The organism is Orbaceae bacterium lpD04, from assembly GCA_036251935.1.
Classification (GTDB): Bacteria; Pseudomonadota; Gammaproteobacteria; order Enterobacterales; family Orbaceae; genus Orbus; species Orbus wheelerorum.
In genome coordinates, this window is sequence record CP133967.1 from 343,295 (window position 1) to 358,451 (window position 15,157).

Annotated in this window: 13 protein-coding genes; 7 read left to right on the forward strand and 6 right to left on the reverse strand. The window is 35.8% G+C overall.

Features of this window, described 5'->3' with window-relative positions; translation table 11 throughout:
- Positions 1-25: 25 nt before the first annotated feature.
- From RHO14_01540 to RHO14_01560, 5 genes are all read right to left on the reverse strand, one after another.
- Positions 26-838: an ABC transporter permease gene (locus tag RHO14_01540; GenBank protein WVD71493.1), complete on the reverse strand. Its 813-nt coding sequence runs from the start codon at positions 836-838 to the stop codon at positions 26-28.
- Positions 835-1,803 (reverse strand): ABC transporter permease, encoded by a 969-nt coding sequence (locus tag RHO14_01545; protein ID WVD71494.1) that lies wholly within the window; start codon positions 1,801-1,803, stop codon positions 835-837. Before RHO14_01545 ends, RHO14_01540 begins: the two co-directional genes overlap by 4 nt.
- Entirely contained in the window at positions 1,803-3,392 is a 1,590-nt protein-coding gene (locus RHO14_01550; protein WVD71495.1) for an ABC transporter substrate-binding protein, read from the reverse strand. Before RHO14_01550 ends, RHO14_01545 begins: the two co-directional genes overlap by 1 nt.
- Positions 3,393-3,647: 255 nt before the next feature.
- Positions 3,648-4,892, reverse strand: a complete 1,245-nt coding sequence (locus RHO14_01555; protein WVD71496.1) for an ammonium transporter — start codon at positions 4,890-4,892, stop codon at positions 3,648-3,650.
- Between the two features lie 502 nt (positions 4,893-5,394).
- A complete protein-coding gene (locus RHO14_01560) occupies positions 5,395-5,916 on the reverse strand; it encodes a DUF2165 family protein (protein ID WVD71497.1) in 522 nt (173 codons plus the stop codon).
- A 795-nt stretch (positions 5,917-6,711) separates the two neighbouring features.
- Between RHO14_01560 and RHO14_01565 the strand changes: the two genes are divergently transcribed.
- From RHO14_01565 to RHO14_01580, 4 genes are all read left to right on the forward strand, one after another.
- Positions 6,712-7,230, forward strand: a complete 519-nt coding sequence (locus RHO14_01565) for a fimbrial protein (protein WVD71498.1) — start codon at positions 6,712-6,714, stop codon at positions 7,228-7,230.
- Between the two features lie 100 nt (positions 7,231-7,330).
- Complete coding sequence (locus RHO14_01570) at positions 7,331-8,026, forward strand: molecular chaperone (protein WVD71499.1); 696 nt, start codon at positions 7,331-7,333, stop codon at positions 8,024-8,026.
- A 31-nt stretch (positions 8,027-8,057) separates the two neighbouring features.
- The gene (locus RHO14_01575) at positions 8,058-10,532 is read left to right on the forward strand and encodes a fimbria/pilus outer membrane usher protein (GenBank protein WVD71500.1); all 2,475 of its coding nucleotides are present in this window, start codon (positions 8,058-8,060) and stop codon (positions 10,530-10,532) included.
- Between the two features lie 11 nt (positions 10,533-10,543).
- A complete protein-coding gene (locus RHO14_01580; protein WVD71501.1) occupies positions 10,544-11,545 on the forward strand; it encodes a fimbrial protein in 1,002 nt (333 codons plus the stop codon).
- A gap of 152 nt (positions 11,546-11,697) precedes the next feature.
- Here the strand turns inward: RHO14_01580 and clcA are convergent, their stop codons facing one another.
- Positions 11,698-13,044 (reverse strand): H(+)/Cl(-) exchange transporter ClcA, encoded by a 1,347-nt coding sequence (gene clcA, locus RHO14_01585; GenBank protein WVD71502.1) that lies wholly within the window; start codon positions 13,042-13,044, stop codon positions 11,698-11,700.
- Positions 13,045-13,406: 362 nt separating this feature from the next.
- On the opposite strand from clcA, the gene RHO14_01590 reads away from it, so the two are divergent.
- Genes RHO14_01590 through RHO14_01600 form a run of 3 tightly spaced genes read left to right on the forward strand, consistent with a single transcriptional unit; the run spans position 13,407 to position 15,073 of the window.
- Positions 13,407-14,084 (forward strand): CsgG/HfaB family protein, encoded by a 678-nt coding sequence (locus tag RHO14_01590; GenBank protein WVD71503.1) that lies wholly within the window; start codon positions 13,407-13,409, stop codon positions 14,082-14,084.
- Between the two features lie 18 nt (positions 14,085-14,102).
- Positions 14,103-14,453 (forward strand): DUF4810 domain-containing protein, encoded by a 351-nt coding sequence (locus RHO14_01595; protein ID WVD71504.1) that lies wholly within the window; start codon positions 14,103-14,105, stop codon positions 14,451-14,453.
- Positions 14,450-15,073: a DUF799 family lipoprotein gene (locus RHO14_01600; protein ID WVD71505.1), complete on the forward strand. Its 624-nt coding sequence runs from the start codon at positions 14,450-14,452 to the stop codon at positions 15,071-15,073. The genes RHO14_01595 and RHO14_01600 overlap by 4 nt, the downstream gene beginning before the upstream one ends.
- Positions 15,074-15,157: the final 84 nt, after the last annotated feature.

The window sequence follows — 15,157 nt, forward strand, 5'->3', positions numbered from 1 at the left end:
AGCCAATGCCATACGATATCAATTATTAAGACGATGAGTCTTTCAGCGATAATTGTTGTATGGCTTTGGCAAATTGGTCAAACAATAAAACAAGTCCCATTAATGCAAGGCCAGGGAATACGGCAAGCCACCATGCCCCAGTATTGAGATAACGCAGTGCATCAGATAATAAAATGCCTAATGATGCGTCATGAGGCGATAGGCCAAAACCCAGAAAACTTAATGCAGCACTGTGTAAAATCGCATGGGGGAACATTAATAACGTACCGACAATCCATTGTGAAAGAATCATTGGTATATAGTGGTGCCAGCACCGATAAAAAGCACCATCACCAATGCGGCGTGATAACATAATATAGTCCGCCTGTTGTACTCTTAGCAGCTCAGAACGTAATATCAGCGTTAGTTTTGGCCAATGAGTTAATGCTACCGCCCAAATCACGCCTGCTTTGCCGCCCCCTAGCGTGAAACAAATGAGTATCAACAATAATAGATGTGGTAATGCTAATAACGAGTCAATAATGCCACGAACAAGGTAGTCCATCGCTTTATTAAACGATGATAAGCCGGTCATAATAAGCGCAATAAGGCCGCTTGATAGTGATGCAATTAGACCAATTTGTAAGCTAGTACTTAGGCCTTGAAACACCAGTTGCCATAAATCACGGCCTAAGTTATCAGTGCCAAACAAATGCCCTAGTGATGGGCCTTGACGCCTATCAAGTAAATTGAGCGTAACATCGATGTGAGAAAGCCAAAAACCATAGCTTCCTAATATCACAAGACAAAATAGTGAGATAATTAATTTGATGAATGCTCGGTTAGGATTATAAGTCATGATTCTCTAATCACTCCTTTATTTACCTTTTTAAGCATAATATTCGCGATGTTGTTGCTAAAAAAGATGACTATCGCACATAACATAACGATTGCCATCAATAATGGTATATCACCTCGAAGCCCAGCATCTATGGTTGCTTGCCCAAGTCCCGGATAGGCAAAAACCTTTTCAGCAAGTAAAGAGCCGCTAATTAGTTCGCCAATGGATGCAAATTGTAAACATATTGCTGGAGTGATGGCATGTTTTAAGATATGAAAAAAAATCATTGCCCATCCTTTATCTCCTTGAGCTTTGGCGTAGTAAATAAATTCACTATTCATCACTTCGGCAATTTTTGAGCGAGTATGTAGCGCAATTGATCCAACGCCTGATATACCAAGCGCAATGACTGGTAATATCAGGTGATGTAACTTTTGTGATAAGTCAGATGTTTGCTCATCTAAACCTATTGGCCAAGCACAGCAAATGGGTGCCCATTGCAATGATACCGCAAATAAATAGAGTAGTAGTAAACCTATCCAAAATACAGGTGTAGAGGCTAATAAATAAGCGAGAAGTGAAATGATTTTATCAGGCCAACAATTTAAATAACGGCCAGCTATCAGCCCCATACCAAAGCCAACAATACCAGAAAAGATCCATGCTGAGACTAAGAGTGCCAAGGATGGAATAAGCCTACCTGATATTACCTGTAGTACTGGTGCATTATAGATCATGGAATATCCCATGTCGCCTTGCAGTAACTGCGAAAACCAGCGCCAAAATTGTAGCCATAAGGGTTGATCAAGCCCCCAGCGTGCAGCAATTAAAGGATACTGTTCTGGGGGGATATACATTAAATCACTACCAATATAAGCTTTAATCGGATCGATTGGCGAATAGCTTAGCAAAATAAAAACGCCAGCAGCGGTTATCACCAATGAACAAATAAACCGAAATATAAGCTTGATTGATGTTTGCATTATTTACAGGTCCATCGCCATTCATCGACATTATTTAATACAGACCAAGAACCATGGATCTCTGGAGCGCTTTTACCTAATTCAACACAATTATTTAATAAATAAATATGCTGCACATTAACTAACCAAGCCCAGGCCGCATCGCCTTTAATTCCTGTTCCAGTCTTACCATTCCAATCAACTTTTTGCCATAGTGGTATCGCCATTTTTTGGTCGGCTTGGCGCAGTGCTTGTTCAAGTATTTCATCTACCTGAGGATTTTTATAGTAACCAGGATTATAATAGCCAATCCCCGCCGCCTTGCTGCTGTAGTTATGTACTAGCTCCATCGGATCTAAGCTTCCCCAACCAAATAACGTTGGGTTTGCATGCATGTAACGCTCAACCGTTTCCCAACTTCCTGATTTTAGATCCATTTCAATGCCAATTGGCTTTAAGCTCGCTTTAATCGCTTGAGCTAAATCCCGACGAGTTGTATCACCACTTGCATACCACAATGTCAATTTTGCAATTTTACCGTTTTTTTCTCTTAAGCCATTTTGGTTTAAATACCAACCTGCTTGTTCTAGTACCGCTTTTGCTTTTGTAATATCGCCATCTTTGAAGGCTGAATCAGGGCTATTCCACGGCAGTCCTTCAACCCCGGTATAAGCAGGAATTGCAAATCCTTCTAAAATAGATTTTGATAATAATTTTCGATCAATTGCATAGTTTATTGCCCGGCGAATAGCTACATCGGATGTGACATCATTACCGATAGGCGCACCTTGTGCATTTTTTTCACCTGCTGGAGGGATAGGAAATGAAATACCTCGATTTTCGACGCTTTGGCGTTCGATTAATTTCATATTTTTTATATCATGAGCGTCAGTTGCAACGGCTGCAGGTATACGTACGATATCTAACTGACCGCTTTGCCCTGCGGCAAAAGCAGTATCTTCATCAAGGAAAACGAATACCATTTTACCAAAATCATTTTTTGGGCCTGCATAGTATGGATTTCTTTCAACGAGTAATTGTTGCCCGGGCTGAAAAGCGACTAAACGATATGGGCCCGCTCCTATCGGATTATGTGCATATTTTTTTGCATCATATTTATCGGCTGGAATAATGCCTAATGAACCTAGCACATTGATAAAGGTACTTTGCGGTGATGATAATGTGATTTTTACCGTTAGGGGATCGATAAGCTCAGCCTTATCAAAATTACCCATATCAATTTTTCCGCCACTGAGCGCTGCATTATTATAGGTAAAAACAATATCTTTTGCGGTTAAGGGGGAGCCATCAGAAAATTTTAAGCCACCTTTTAGTTTAAGTAGCCATTGCATGCCATCATCACTATGTTGATAGTTTTCAAGTAAATAACTATGCCATGATAAATCTGCATTTTGTTTCAGTAATGGGCTATGGAGAAGTAGATAACTACCATGGCTCCAACCTAACATCGGGTCAAACCCTTCAGTTGGCTCTGCGCCAATGGCTAAACGTAAAGTTTGCTCAGGTTTTGATTGGGCTGCATAGGCTTGTATCGAAAGCCCTACAAAGAAAATAGTTTGAATCGCGATTAAGATCTTTTTCTTTATCATTCTTCTCTCCTAATTTTTAGAGGTCTTTTACTCGTCATCAAATAATTTATATTATTTTTAGTTATTTTATCAGCGGTAAGCTGACATACGTTTTTGTAATATCGCTATTACGAATCAAAAGGTGTGTTGAATATACTGATATTGTTTGCAATAGTGCTTTTTATTCTGCTTGCGTCAAAACAAACACCACAACCAATCGCCACGAGTATTGCGATTGGCCGTAGTTATCGATCTTAATAAATTAACAGAAGATTGTTATTCAGCTTTTTCTGTATAGGCATCTTCACCAAATTGATTAATATCTAAATTATTACCGACAGCAGTTTGATTCACTTTAACTGGCGTAAATTTATTGATGATCCATAAAATAATCAGGGTGAAAACAAAAGACCAAACACTGGTAAATACGACAGCAACTATTTGTTTTACAACTTGCATTGCATTGCCTTCTAATAAGCCAGCAGGGCCTTTATCATTCCAAATAGTTGATGCGAAGATCCCAACTAGTATCGAGCCAGTTATACCGCCAACACCATGCACGCCAAAAACATCGAGCGCATCATCGAAATGACGTCTAACTAAAAAGACAGCGCAGTAGCAAACAATACTTGCAATAATACCAATAATTGCAGCTGAGCTGATTGAAACATATCCTGAGGCCGGCGTGATGGTTGCAAGCCCTGCGATGGCGCCAGTTAAAAATCCAACTAATTTAGGTTTACCAGTATGAATTTTTTCGATAATAAACCAAGTAATGCCGGCAAATGCAGCTGCAATATCGGTTGTAAGGAAAGCTGAAACGGTAACAACATTAACGTTTAATTCGGAACCCGCATTAAATCCATACCATCCAAACCAAAGTAATGCTGCGCCTAAAGCTACAAAAGGAATATTATGAGTACCATCAGAGCGAATTACTCTTTTACCAACATAAATTGCTGATGCAATAGCGGCAAATCCTGCGGTTGCATGAACAACAATACCACCTGCAAAATCGACCACTCCCCATTTAGCTAAAATACCTTCAGGGCTCCATACCATATGGACAAAAGGGCAATAAACAAATAGTGTCCATAATGTTAAAAAAATCAAATAAGCAGGAAAATTAACTCTATTAGCAAAGGCGCCGGTAATTAAAGCGGGAGTGATTATTGCAAACATCATTTGATAGCCAAAATGGACTAGCAGCGGCAAGCCGCCGTTATTACCTGTATACATCGTATGCGGCGCAACATCATTTAAAAATGCATAATAAAAGGGATCACCAACGATACCATTGATAGAGGGGCCAAATGATAGCGAGTACCCAACAGCAAACCAAATGATAGCAACCCATCCCATAGAAAAAAAACTTTGTGACATAATCGTAATTACGCTTTTACGAGAAACTAATCCCCCATAAAAAAAAGCAAGCCCTGGAGTCATCAGCATGACGAGACTTGTGCAAAGTAGTATAAATGCGGTATTAGGAACATCTAAAAACGATAGTATATTTTCCATAAATTCTCCAATATGAAATAGTCGTATATAGTACTAATCAAAATTATCTATTTGAATAAATATAACTTATTTGTCTTATCTTAGATCTTACTTATTTGCTATTTAAAGGCGGCATTGTTTGTTGCTATTTAATCGTATAATAAATCGACTTATTGTATTTTACTAGTCTTAAATGGCCGTCATTGATTATTTGTAATAATTATTTGATAAATTAAATTGATGATTTTTAATAAGATCATTGTTTAGAACGGATTTTTTATGCTTATCTTGATGTAACGTAATATCGGCATAAACTCAATTAAGTGATACATCGTATCAAGGTTAGACTATGATGAATTAGATGATAAATCTTTTCAATATTAGAGGATTTTAGCATTGTTGCTAGCCTAAATCTTAATCGGTAAAATGAGTTTTATTCATTGGCAATAATATGATATGTGCCAATGAATAGTTACCTATATACACAGATCTTGATAAAAACGCTATCAATGCCCTAAATTGCTTAACGCTGTTGATGGTTTTCTTTTTGAGCTAATAATACAATAATTGCAGTTATACAAGGAAGTGCATATATCATTGCCCCTAATTGAGTATTTAATGGATTTACTTTTGCTTGCCAAGCCATAAACCAATCGCCAGCAACAACCATAAAACCAACGCCCCAAACTAAGACTGCACAAGATGCTCCAAGCATCGCCAATGCTTTTCCTTTGCTAAATAATAGATATGATTTATTGAAATTTTTAACCATGACAATTAATCCTAAGCTTGCAAATATTCCACCTAGCGTTTCCATGGTCGTAATTAGCGCAAGTCCAACATAGCCGGCCCAAGGTAGATCGATTGCTCGCCACATTAACCAACTATTATTTGCTGTATTTTCCATTGATAATAATGGCGCTACAGCATATTGTACCGTACCTGAAAAGCCAGCTAAATTATTTAAAAAGCTAAATAATCCCCATAAAGCAGGGAATAACGCCATTACTAAACAAACAAACCGGGAAACTTTCACTTCACTCATAATATTTTCCTTACTTAAATTTTATTAATTTAATTAATATGATTTTGTTATCATGATAACTTCCTGAATTATCTGATAACGATCTTCATTATTAATGATCAAGTTTACGGTAATCCATTAATTTTATAACGTCAATAACATTGATTTATGTTGTGAGGTTTTATGCTTTAAATAAGCTTGAATTTTAATAACGAGATAAATCTTTGTTTTTACGGTGCTATTTTTATTATGAATTTCTTGTTTTATAAGCGGTAGTTTTATTGTTTAAATTTTCATCTCTAGCTTTTTATTGATCGTTTTTTGATCACTTAGTTGTCGGTATTTAATTTTTTTTGTCTATTAATAAAATAAATTTAAATGAAAAAAGCAGTCAATACGATTATCTTTTTAATGCCATAAAATAGATGTTTAAATTTTCATTTTATTTAAATTATCAGTTATATATAAAATTTTTTAATATTTTTACTATTATTTAATTGAGTAAATTAATTTATTTTTTATATATTATATCGATTATCAAAATCGTATTTTTCTTATGAAAAACACCGTAAATTCTAGCCCTACATGTGATTGACTAATTTATTTTTTTGAGTAAACTCCGGCCTCCTCCCTCATGGATGGAGAGGTATTAACTATGCAATTTATATCAAAGAAACAATGCTAATTTATTATAGTGACGATTTTTTGAGTACGTGATTTTTGTTCTGGTACTATTTTGTTATCGCGATATTCAAATTTTTAAAATAGATATAACTTGCTTTAATCATATTAAATTATGTTATAAACGAGAAATTTATGAAAATAAAAAATAAAGGTATTGCTGTATTTGCGTTAACTCTACTATTTGCATCTATGGCTAATGCTGATGATGGAACGATTAACTTTACTGGTGAAATTGTTGCTGCAACTTGTACCGTAGCAGGCTCGTCAGGTTCAACGGTTGATGTACAACTTGGTAAAATTAATAAATCAGCTTTACCAGCACCTGGCGCAACGGCATCAGCGACAATGTTTACTATTGGTTTAAGTGGCTGTGATAATGCAATTACAAAAGCTCAAGTTAGTTTTGATGGTGCTAGTGATTCAACTGACTCATCGTTATTAGCAGTTACTGGCGGTGCATCTGGTGTTGGGATCGGTATTTATGAAGCCGATGGCACAACTAAGCTTCCATTATTTACTAAATCTAGGGCTGTTACGATTAGTAACGGTGCGGGAGCATTTAACTTTGTTGCTAAATATGTAGCAACTAATGCAAGCATCGTGGTCGGTAAAGCAAATTCATCTGCAACATTTGCAGTTGCCTATCAATAAGTTGTAAGCTAATTATACTCGTTACTTAGGCTATAAATTAGTTGGTTAAATATTAGCACCAGATAATGGTGCTAATTCTTTTTTCATTTAAAGGTATGGCATGTTTAGAAAAATTTTAAGTGTATTTCTATTTTTAACTGTTGGTGTAAGTCACGTTTATGCCGAGCCTAATACCGGTATAACCTTAGGCTCGACAAGAATGATTTATAATGCGAGTGTAAGTCAAACGGCAATTGGTATTATGAACTCCGATAACCGAGCATATTTAATCCAATCATGGGTGTCTAAAACACCAGAAAGTAAATCTAAAGAAGACAGCTTATTTATTACGACTCCGCCGCTATTTCGACTTGAACCGGACTCAAAAAATTCTGTACGAGTTATGTATATCGGTAACTTATTGCCACAAGACAGAGAAAGTGTTTTTTGGCTTAATGTGAAGTCAATTCCATCAACTGAAAAAACCAATAATAATACCTTAGTAATCGCGATAAAATCGCAAATAAAATTATTTTATCGGCCAATTGACTTACCTGGTGATCCATCTCGTGCTTATAAACAGATTAAATTTTTAGTCAGAAATGACAAACTCGTCATTGATAATCCAACGGCATTTTCAGTTTCTTTTAATGAAATAAAAATAAATGGTATTTTGTTACAAGATGCCGTTATGGTATTGCCTTTTTCTACACAAACTATCAATAAAAATGTTGCTCTCGGTCAAATGGTAACTTGGACTGTAATCAATGATTATGGTGGTATAACACCCGTTGAGACGACCAAAATAATAAAGTAAGCAAACTAAATAAAAAATAAAATAAAATAAAATGCAAAAATATTTTAATAAATGCACAATCTTATGCGTTGTTATTTGTTCTGCCTTAAATATTAACCATAGTATAGCTGATGATTATTTTGACCCTAGCCTTATTGAAGGTAATTTAGATACTAGTACACCAATAGATTTGTCCGTTTTTTCTAGAAAGGGCGGTCAATTGGCTGGTACTTATTTTACGAGTATTTATCTAAATCAAAATTTAGTTACAAATACAGATGTAAAGTATGAATATATCGATAATAAAGATTTTTTATCTCCTTTATTAACCAAGAAAGAGTATATCGAATTTGGTGTACGTAAGGATGCAACACCTAATTTTAGTGCTTTAGCCGATGATGATACGATTGGTGATCTTAGTCAGGTGATCCCTGGTACCTTTTTTAAATATGACTTTAACCAAAATAAATTAGACTTATCAATTCCTCAAATATATATGAATCGGACCGTTCTTGGCCAAGTTGATGAAAAACTATGGAATGAGGGCATTAATGCTCTTTTTACTAGCTATTATTATTCAGGGGCGACAACAAAATATCGAGGACAATCTGAAACGACGAATAATAGCTATTTAAATTTGAAAAGTGGTATTAATTTGGGGGCTTGGCGGCTTCGTAACTATAGTACCTATGTGCATTCAAGTAATATTAGTAAATGGAATAATTTGAGCAACTATCTTGAAAGAAATATTCTTTCGCTTAAAAGCCGATTAACGATTGGTGATAGTTATACTAATTCAGAGATGTTTGATAGTTTTTCATTTCGTGGTATCAAACTCACCTCTGATGATGCGATGCTTGCTTCTAGCCAGCGAGGTTTTGCTCCTGTTATTCGTAATATCGCAAAAAGTAATGCTGAAATTACGATCCGCCAAAATGGCGTGATTATTAGGCAGTCCTACGTGCCAGCTGGCCCATTTGTGATTGATGATCTGTATCCAACAGCAACAAGCGGCGATATGGAAATTACCATCAAAGAGGCTGACGGGAGTTCTCGAACTTTTATTCAACCGTTTTCATCAGTCCCAATTATGTTACGGGAAGGGAACTTTAAATATTCATTAGCAGCTGGTGAATATCGAAAAGTCGGTACCGACAATATAAAAACGCCATATTTTATTCAAGCTACCGGGATTTATGGTTTACCTTATGACACGACTATTTATAATGGTTCAATTATCTCAAAGGACTATCAGTCACTATTAGTTGGTTTAGGTAAAAGTTTAGCTGATTTTGGTTCGGTTTCTTTCGACGTAAGCACAGCAAAATCGACCTTGGAAAATCAAACTGATACAGGCAGCTCTTTACGTTTTCAATATTCGAAAGATGTGCTCGTAACAGGAACAAGCTTTTCATTTACGAGCTATCGCTATTCAACGGCAAAGTATCGAGATTTTTCAGACGTAAATGATTATACATATAACTATTGGAAGTATAGCCAAAATAGGAAAGATAAATTTCAGTTCGATATTAATCAAAATATTGGTGAAAATTTAGGTAATTTTCATTTAACGGGTTATCAAGAGCGCTATTGGAATAAAAAAGGTAAATCACAAAATATAAACGCTAGTTATAATAATATTTATCAGGGTATAAGTTATGCGCTTAATTATTCTTATACCAAAGACGACGCTAGTGGTAATAAATCAAAACTCTTTTCATTATCACTCTCGATCCCCTTTGATGTGTTTTCTCCGACAACAAATATCAGCGTATCAAGTAGTATTGATGACAATAATAAAACGCGCTCATCGGTAGGGCTTTCTGGCAATGTTTTTGATGATAATTCGCTATATTACAATATGCAGGCAGCTTATGCGTCCAAAACAAATGATAGTTCGTCCGGTAGTTTATCAATGAACTATCGACGCAGTTTTGGTGAATATCAAGTCGGTTATAATTATGACAAAACAGTTAAGCAGCTTAATTATTCTGCTAATGGTTCAGTTGTTCTTCATCCTTATGGCTTAACATTTGGGCAGCCGATAGCGGAAACATTTGCTTTAATTAGAGCTAAAAATGCACATAATTTGGCTGTCATGAATTATACCGGTATTTATACTGATGGACAGGGAAATGCGATTGTTCCTTATACTTCTCCCTACGAAAAAAATACCCTATCTTTAGATATCAAGAATATGGGCCCGAAAATTGATTTGATCTCTAACGTTAAAACGGTTGTACCAACTAGAGGTGCGATAGTTCTAGCTGATTATCCAACGCAAATTGGTTACAAGATTTTTGTAAAGTTAACGGGCGTTAATATTCCTTTTGGTGCTTTAACAACCCTTAAAAATGAAGGTTATCAATCAAATGGTATCGTTGATGATGGGCAGGTGGTTTACTTAAGTGGCGCGCCAGTAGAGGGGGATATTCAAGTAACATGGTCTAATGGGCAATGTATCGCACCATATAAGTTAACTAATTTTGATGCAGATATTCATTTTTTATCTGCTACGTGTGATTAAATGGAGTCATTATGCGTATTTTAGTGTTATTTTTTATCTCTTCACCATTTTGGTTATTACCAAATATAGCTAATGCAGGGTGCACAGCCACATCAGGTATTACATTTGATATTTTTGTTGATACTATCTATCTTGATCTAATGCAATCATCGGGTAATAAGATAGGGCCTGAATATTCCGCAACGATGGGAACCATCGCCAAGTGCTCAAATATGAGTTCAACTGATAATCTGGTTATTTCTATTAATGCTGCTGGTAAACAAGTTTCATTACCTAATGGTAATCCTGATGGTCGATTTGTATACGAAACCAGTATAACAGGAGTCGGCTTTTCGATTGGAGCATCAGGACGAGGCTGCTCTAAGGAAGGGTGGGTAGCTAGTGGTTCCGGGGTTCAGAATAACCTTTTTTGCACATTATATGGTAAAAATATTCCAAGTGAAATCAAAGTTGCGCCCAAAATCCAATTATATTCATTAGGTAAAACGATAAGCACCACACAATCACATTCATCAACTAAAAAAATTGGTTACACTTATGCTTTAGTCAATAAATCACAAAAACTTACGGAATTTCCTATTTATGTATCGATAAGTCCGATGCGTGCATCTTGTCGTGTTACAACCCCAACGGTAAATGTAAATATGGGATCGTTTAAAACTACAATGTTTCAAGGTATTTTGACTGGGCCGTCGACAACGAGTGATTTTTCTATCGGTTTAAGCTGTAGCAATACCCCAACACCAATTTCATTACAAATTGATGGTGATATCGTCGCTGGAAATTTACAGGCATTATCTCTGAATAAAACATCTGACGTGGCAACAGGCGTTGGGATCCAGATTTTAAAAAGTGATGGCTCGGTTTTTAAATTGGCTTCACCTCAGTCGATGGGCACGCAACAAGGTACAAATGTGGTATTACCACTCAAAGCGAGGTATGTTCAAGTTGCAAATACCGTTACTGCAGGAAAAGCCAATGCCTCAGCAACGTTCACTATTGTTTATCAATAAATAACGCTATTTTAGTTTCAGTACCTTTTATTTAATGAAACTCAATGACGTTTGCTGAGTTTATTTTTATGTTAAATACCAGCATTAACTTTGATTGAAAAGGCTAGTTAACAGCGTGAAAGTTAACAAGGTTTGACCGTGTCTTATCCATTTTAACGGTGAATTAGCTTATCTAAAATTGCCGTATATAGCGGTTTTTGACCTAAAGACTGTGCAATAAATATTGCGGCTAAACAGGTAATAATAAGTGGCAAGATCAGCAGATAATTACCTGTCATTTCCATTATTAATACAATTCCTGTTAATGGGGCTCGAATCGTTGCGGCAAATAATCCGGCCATACCAATAATTGCGCAGGCACCTAATTCGACTTGGTAATAAGGAAAAAGTGATTGTAAGCCTAGGCCAAATAATACACCGACAATTGCACCAAGTGCTAAGGTTGGCGAGAATATTCCACCTGGAGCTCCAGAGCTAAAACATAAAATCGTCGCAATAAGCCTGATAGCTAAGATCGCAACTAATGGCCATAATCCATATAATTGGTCTACTACATTTGGAATAATATCAAACCCGCCACCAGTAATAGCCGGATAATATAAGCTTAATAAGCCAAATATTCCGGCAAGTAGGCCTCCTACTAGTAAAAAATAGTAAGACTTTAATTGATAAAATGATTGCAATTTATCTCGAAGCTTTAGCACACCTTGGTTAGAAATTGCGCCAATTAAACCAAGAATGCCTCCAAAGATAAAATAGATCCATAATGAACTTAGTGGCACTGCGGCATACATACTAAAATTAAATATTGGCGCAGTACTTATCATCACTCGATACATAATGCATGCACCAACCACGCCAATAAAAATAGCTTTGATTGATGATAGGCTATAGGTAAACTCCTCTCGCATTTCTTCGATTACAAATAAAATTCCGGCTAATGGCGCATTAAATGCCGTTGTTATTCCGGCAGCTGCGCCTGTTGCTAAAAAGGTATGTTTACTCTCTTTATTGTCGATTCTAAATAATTTAGCGATTAACTGACCTAAATTAGCGCCCATTTGAACAGTAGGTCCTTCACGGCCTAAAACCATGCCTGAGCCCAACGCACCAAGCCCGCCAAAAAATTTCACCGGTAAAACATGTAACCACCTAACCGGCCTTTTATCAATAAGTGCACCTTCTATTTCTGGAATACCTGAACCACTTGCTTCTGGCGAGAAACGCTGAACTAAATAATAGGCAAAAATCCCCATTAAGGCGGCAATAAAAAATGACCAAATATAGGTTGCCCAGTGATTACTAAATAAATTTAGGCTTAATTCAACACGTGAGCGCGAAACCCAACTGACCGCATATTGAAAGAGTGAACCTACAAACCCTGTCACCATGCCAATAATGCCAGCAATAAAAATAACCACAAAGGGCATTCTATTTTGTAGAGTATCAATTTTATGAATGATGACACGCTCTTTTTGTTTAACGGTATCTTTAGACATAATATTATTCAATCAGTTATCAAGTTTACTTTGCTTTATCGTGACATCATTACATTATTCAGTAATTAACTGTTTAGGAACATATCGCAATAAAACTCTATTGGTAAAGTATAGTATAAAAGCAAAAAAATGATTAATTTTTTATCATTTTTATTATTAATGCATTATTGGATATAAATTAGATTTATCTAACTTGACAGTGATAATTAAAAAAAAGATACTGCACCGCCAATTATTATTGGGAAATAATGGAGTATGAACTTATTTTGAAAATAAGCGTCGTATTTAGGGATAAAGTAGTTACTTGATTATCTATTCTTAAACAAGAAAATGGATGAAAATTAATTTAATAAGGATGCCTCATGAAATTTGATAAAAAAAATATATTATGTTTGGTGCTATTACCAGTAGTATTATTAACTGGTTGTGCAACGGAATCTTCACGAGTTGTAGCCGTAAATAAAACTCAATCTTATAGCTCTAATTATCAAGGTGTTAAAAGCCCTATTGCCATCGGTAAATTTGAAAATCGTTCAAATTATCAAAATGGTCTTTTCTCTGATGGTGTTGATAGATTAGGAAACCAAACTAAAACAATCTTAATTAGCCATTTACAACAAACTGGAAGATTTACGGTGCTTGATCGCTCTAATATGCAAGAGCTTAAAAATGAGTCAACAATTAGTGCTAAAAACCAGTCTTTAATAGGGGCTCGATATATTATTACGGGTAATATTACCGAATTTGGTCGAAAAGAAGTCGGTGACAACCAATTGTGGGGGATTCTTGGCCGTGGAAAAACGCAAGTTGCCTATGCCAAAGTTATTATTAATGTTGTAGATGTTAAGACTTCGGCTGTTGTTTACACAGCGCCTGGTGCTGGTGAGTATAGTTTATCAAACCGTGAAATTATTGGTTTTGGTGGTAAAGCAAGTTACGATGCAACGCTAAATGATAAGGTAATTGACTTAGCTATTAATGAGGCTGTGAGTGATTTAGTATCAGGAATTGAATCTGGAGCATGGAGCCCAGTCAAGTAATCTACAAGGATAGTTTGAATGTTTATCAAAAAATTATTACCACTACTACTCGTTTTATTGGTTGTTGGCTGCGCAAAAAAAGATATCTATAACTGGGATGATTATGAAGCTACGTTATATTTATATCACCAACAAGATAAGGTTAATACCGAAGAACAAATTGTATTATTAGAAAAAAATATTGATAAGTCACGCGCAAAATCACTATTATCACCACCGGGTTTACACGCTCACCTTGGTTTGCTTTATAGTAATATTGGTAAGATAGATGAAGCGAAAAATCAATTTGAAATAGAAAAACAGCTATTTGTTGAATCGACGACGTTTATGGACTTATTACTTAATCAAGGAACGAGAAATATAAAATGAAAAAAGGAATTATTTTTCTAGGGATACTAATAGCTGTTTTTTTAACTGGATGTGCTAAACCTTGTGATTACAGTGCATTTAATGAAAGTAAACCAAAGTCAATCTTAGTATTATTGCCCGAAAATAAAACGGCAAATATTGATGCAACTAATGCATTTTTTTCGCAATTAACTCGGCCATTATCCGAGGCGGGCTATTATGTATTTCCAATTGCTTTAGTTGAGGAAACTTTTTATCAAAATGGTGTCACGGTTGCAGGTGAAATGCGCAATGTGAGTACCGAAAAATTACGTCAAATTTTTGGCGCCGACGCTGTTTTGTATTTAGATGTTAATCAATATGGTTATAGCTATGGAGTACTTGCTGGTGCACCAGAGGTCGCGGCGTCCGGCACTTTAGTTGATTTAAGAACCGGTAAAACAATATGGAATAACCAAATCACTGTTCAAGGTGATAGTACCAGTTATTTTAATCTCCTTGGGCTTTTGATTAATCGAGTATTTGATACCATAAGTGATAAGTACTATCCGATGGCTGGAATGGCTAATTCTACGTTATTTAATCCAGAATCAAATCGTTGTTTTATGTATGGACAGCGTTCACCACTCTATAAAGGTTAAGTATTATTTATTAAATAGTCCCTATCTAATAAATGACTACCACCAAGATTGGATGAGTACCTTCAATTTTGGTGGGATATATAA